The following is a 4,028-nucleotide window of genomic DNA, read 5'->3' on the forward strand; positions in this document are numbered from 1 at the left end:
GGAACTCGGGGAGCCCGGCGGAACGCGGGTTTCGTTACCTCCGTCCCCGGTTCATCACCATTTAACCGAAGTTCTCGGAACAGTCGAACGGGACTCATCAACCTTCTCTCGTCGAATGAGTAAACTCGCAGACCGCGAGCTACTCGAAATTGAGGACGAGGAAGCAGGGTACTACCGAATCACGGACAAGGGCCTGGCATATCTCGCGGGCGAGCTCGATGCCGACGACCTCGAAAGCAAGTAGACTCTCGTTCACCCTTGCTGATTCCTTGGGTTAAGTAGCGGATGCGCGTCGTCCGACGCGCAGCATGGCAACTTCAGATGTATTCAGCCTCCACACGAACGGAGGCTTCGACCTGCAGGACGTAATCGCTGCACCGCTTTTCAGCCTCGCCGCTGTCGTTATCACCGGTATCGGCTCATTCACGCTCTTCGGCTATTCCCTGGACCAGACGCTCTTCTCGGGCTCGGGCGTGAGCCTCAGTCTCGCCGTCGTCATCGCGGTCGTCGCGCTCGCAGCGTCGTGGGCGACGAACCGTGCCGGCGACGGCTGGGACGACCTAGACGAAATCGAGTCTATCGCTGTGGGCGGTGGGCTGGTTATCCTCGTCGGCATGGCGTTCATTCCGGCGATTCAAGACCTCGTGCTCGGAAGCCAAGCGGCCGGCGCGGCCGCGTTCGTGCTCCTATCCAGCGCGTACACCGTCACCGCGTGGTACTGAGGTGGTAAGAGTGAAGGACAGCATTCGAACCGCGCTCGCAGTCGCCGCGGGCGTCATGCTCGTCGCGACCGCGACCCTCGGCGGCGTCGCCGGCCCCGGTAGTTCGCCGGTCGGCACCGCCGAAGCGCAGCCGCTCGCCGGCTGTGAAGTCGCGCAGTTCGGCCCGGTCGTGGTGTCGGACGTGACCGGCTTGTTCTGCAATACCCCGGACACGGACAAACTCACAGGTCTCGACGCACAGGAGACGAAACAATCAATCTACGACCAAGCCAGCATCCAGAAAGCGAATAACGAACTGACACAGACGGCATATAGCAACTACCTCAGCGACACGGAGAGTATCGCGCTGATGGAAGGGAAGAATGCCTACATTCGCGCACTCGAAAACGGCGCTAACGAGTCCGTCGCCACTCAGAAAGCGCAAGACGCGGTGGCAGACTATTACGCGGTAAAGCAAAAGAACCTGCTCGCGTCGTGGAACATCACCGCCACGGTGTTCAATTCGTCGTACCAGACGGCACAGAACACGACGAACGTGAGCGCGAACTTCGTGACGTACAACGGCAGCACGAACACGGGGATGAGCTTCTACGAACTGGAAACCGCCAACGTCACGCTCACGAACGGCACGACGACCCAGAGTCTGGAATACGTCTTCGGCATCAACTACCAGTACGCTGGCCCGGTGAGAGCCGACGTGACCACCGGGGAGGACTCCGACACCCACGACACCGGCAGCGAAAGCTACACCGGCACGCTCCGGGGCGTTGACGTGAAGCCGCCAAACGAGTCCCTTGACCGGCTCAACCTCGCGTACTTCCCCGACTACGCTGACCGCTGGACTGAAATCGAGAGCCAGAACAGCGACGTACAGAACCAGGTTAAGTCGTTCGTCAACGCTACGTACAGCGAGTACCAGCAGGGTGAAATCAACAGTAGCGACCTGGTAGACCCCTACCTGGGCGCACGGGAATACGATCCGCAAAACTCCTCGTCGTGGACGCTGCGCTCGTTGTCCTCGATGGGGATTGAGCCGCCCGAGAATCTGTCTAACATCGGGCGGATGAACGTCTCGGTCAATAACACGACGTACACCGGGACGCTGATGAGCGACGGCACGCCCGAAGGCGGCTACCAAGTTGGTGGCACCTACGACGCTGCAAACATCACGGGCGCACAGTTCGTCGCGCTCGATGATGGTGGTTCTCGTGAGTTGAACGGCGAGTTCACCCTTGAATCCGTGACGACCGCGGACGGCAAGGAACTCGCCGAGAACGAGACGGTGGCGTACAAAGAGATTAATTATTCGGTGGCGAATATCTCGGAGTTCAAGGCTCTACAGGAGGATTTGGACCGGCTGTCAGCAGAGATTAACGCCAAACAGCAACAGGAGCGCAACAGCGGTGGCGGCGGCATCCTCCCCGACTTCGGGAGTGGCGGCGCCATCCCCGGAGCAGTACTGCTCGGTGGCGCTGTCGTCTTGCTGCTCAACCGCGCGTAACCCCCGTCTCCCATTTATGCACGCGAAAACCACACTCTCGCTAGTCGTCCTGTTGGCCGTGCTCGCGGTCGCGCCCGCTGGCGCCGTCGCGACGACCGCGACCGACACCGGCCCACAGCCCACGGCCTACAGTCAAGTTGCACAGACCGACGCCGCGAACAACTCGACGGCGACCGACTCGGCGAGCATCGACGGCGAGCGCATCGACTCGTCGCTCACGCTCGTCTCGTCGTCGTATCATCCCGGCAGCGGCACCGTGACGCTCGTGCTCGACTCGGACGGCGCAACGGCAGTCACGCTCTCCGACGCCGGCGGGTTCATGGACGGCGGCACTATCAACCGGCGGACGTTCGTCGCCCAAGACGGCCGCAACAGCGTCGAATTCGCGGTAACTGAGACAAGCCGGGGGTACGTCGGCGTCTCTATCGCCACCGAGGAAGTGCTATACGCCGAGGTCGTGCGCTCGCCGACGCCGTCGCCGTTCCGCAACTCGTCGGGCACGGTCGGCTGGATGGCCGGCGCGACTATCGTGCTGTTGTCGTTCGTTGGCGCCGCGCTCTGGAAACTGCACAAGGAAGGCAGTGAACCCGTGGAGGCGTCGATATGAGCGACCTGAGCGCCACGTTCAGCAGTTGGGGCGACCGCGTGACCTACGTGCTCGCGGAGGCGCAGCTGCTCGTCGCGGGCGTGCTCGTCGCGGCCGGCATCGGCGTGTGGTGGTTCAATCCCGAGGTGCCGGGCGCGCCGCCCTGGACGACCAACGTGCTCGTCGGCTGGCTCGTGCTCGGGCCGCCCATGTTCATCGCCGGGCTGCGGTTCGTCGACTGGCTCCGCACTCGCAACTACGTCGAGGTGCATCACATCAACGCCGTCGAGGACACCGCGAAGACGTACTTTGTCCCGCCCGAGTTGTGGGCCGAGAAGCGCGTCGACGGCCCCGCTCCCTACCGAGTGAACGACGGCGACGCGGTGGCCGTGCGCGAGTTCGACTGGGCGCCCGAGTACGGCGACAACGGGAGCCTCACCGTGTCGGGCGTGTACCTCTCGGAAATGGAGGATACGAAGTTGCTCACGTCGAAATCGCACATGGAGCGGATGTATGAGGAACTGGTAGACTCGCACCTCGCGCTGGCGTATATGCGCGACTCTATCAGCGACCTCGCAGCCGACCTGCAGACGCGCATCATCAACCGGATGGCAGAAGCCCGAGAGAAGGGCGAGCAACTGGACCAAGACGCCGTACAGGACATTACGGACGACTTCAAGCAGCGTGCGGAGGGCGTCACCGACGACGAACTCAGCGACATCACGGACGACGACCTGCCGGAGTTCCACGCCGACGCGCTCCCCGGTGTCGATGCCGACCCCGGCGCCGTGGGCGATGGGCAGGCCACAGCCGACGGAGGAACCCAAGAATGAGTGACGAGCAGGGAGACGGGACGGACCCGCACATCGTCGCGGGCTACCGCGAGCACGTCGATGGCTACGACGAGCGCGACCCCGACGCCTACCCACACACCGGGCTTATCCGGGATTCAAACGTGTCGCGGTTCGCCTCGGTGGTTGAGCAGGAGTATGACCCCGACGAGGCGAGAGAAGCCGAGACGATGCCCGGTCAAGCGCGCGACCTCGAGCTCGTCCAGAACCTCCGGCGGATGGAAGCGACCGAAGCCGGCCGCCGCGCCGTCGCCGACGGCGACATGACGACGCTCCAGCACCAGCAGGGCAACACGAACCAGCGCGCCGATATTAGCGGCGTGAAGGCGATACAGCAGGTTGACGACCTGATTAACGGCGCCGCGCCC

General features: G+C 63.2%; 5 protein-coding genes and 1 pseudogene. All 6 read left to right on the forward strand.

Going from position 1 to position 4,028, the window contains the following annotated elements:
- Positions 1-115 precede the first annotated feature (115 nt).
- Complete coding sequence (locus LPA46_RS18935) at positions 116-244, forward strand: hypothetical protein (protein WP_269073768.1); 129 nt, start codon at positions 116-118, stop codon at positions 242-244.
- A 64-nt stretch (positions 245-308) separates the two neighbouring features.
- Entirely contained in the window at positions 309-722 is a 414-nt protein-coding gene (locus tag LPA46_RS18515) for a hypothetical protein (RefSeq protein WP_230893787.1), read from the forward strand.
- A gap of 10 nt (positions 723-732) precedes the next feature.
- A complete protein-coding gene (locus tag LPA46_RS18520) occupies positions 733-2,223 on the forward strand; it encodes a hypothetical protein (RefSeq protein WP_230893788.1) in 1,491 nt (496 codons plus the stop codon).
- 16 nt (positions 2,224-2,239) lie between these two features.
- The gene (locus LPA46_RS18525; RefSeq protein ID WP_230893789.1) at positions 2,240-2,830 is read left to right on the forward strand and encodes a hypothetical protein; all 591 of its coding nucleotides are present in this window, start codon (positions 2,240-2,242) and stop codon (positions 2,828-2,830) included.
- Positions 2,827-3,642 carry a hypothetical protein gene (locus LPA46_RS18530; protein ID WP_230893790.1) on the forward strand — a complete coding sequence of 272 codons (816 nt, stop codon included), beginning with the start codon at positions 2,827-2,829 and terminating at the stop codon, positions 3,640-3,642. Before LPA46_RS18525 ends, LPA46_RS18530 begins: the two co-directional genes overlap by 4 nt.
- Positions 3,639-4,028 (forward strand): annotated as a pseudogene (locus LPA46_RS18535) (hypothetical protein); the annotation flags it as partial. The gene LPA46_RS18530 and the pseudogene LPA46_RS18535, both read left to right, overlap by 4 nt.

Source organism: Halobacterium sp. KA-6, from assembly GCF_021029015.1.
GTDB lineage: Archaea > Halobacteriota > Halobacteria > Halobacteriales > Halobacteriaceae > Halobacterium.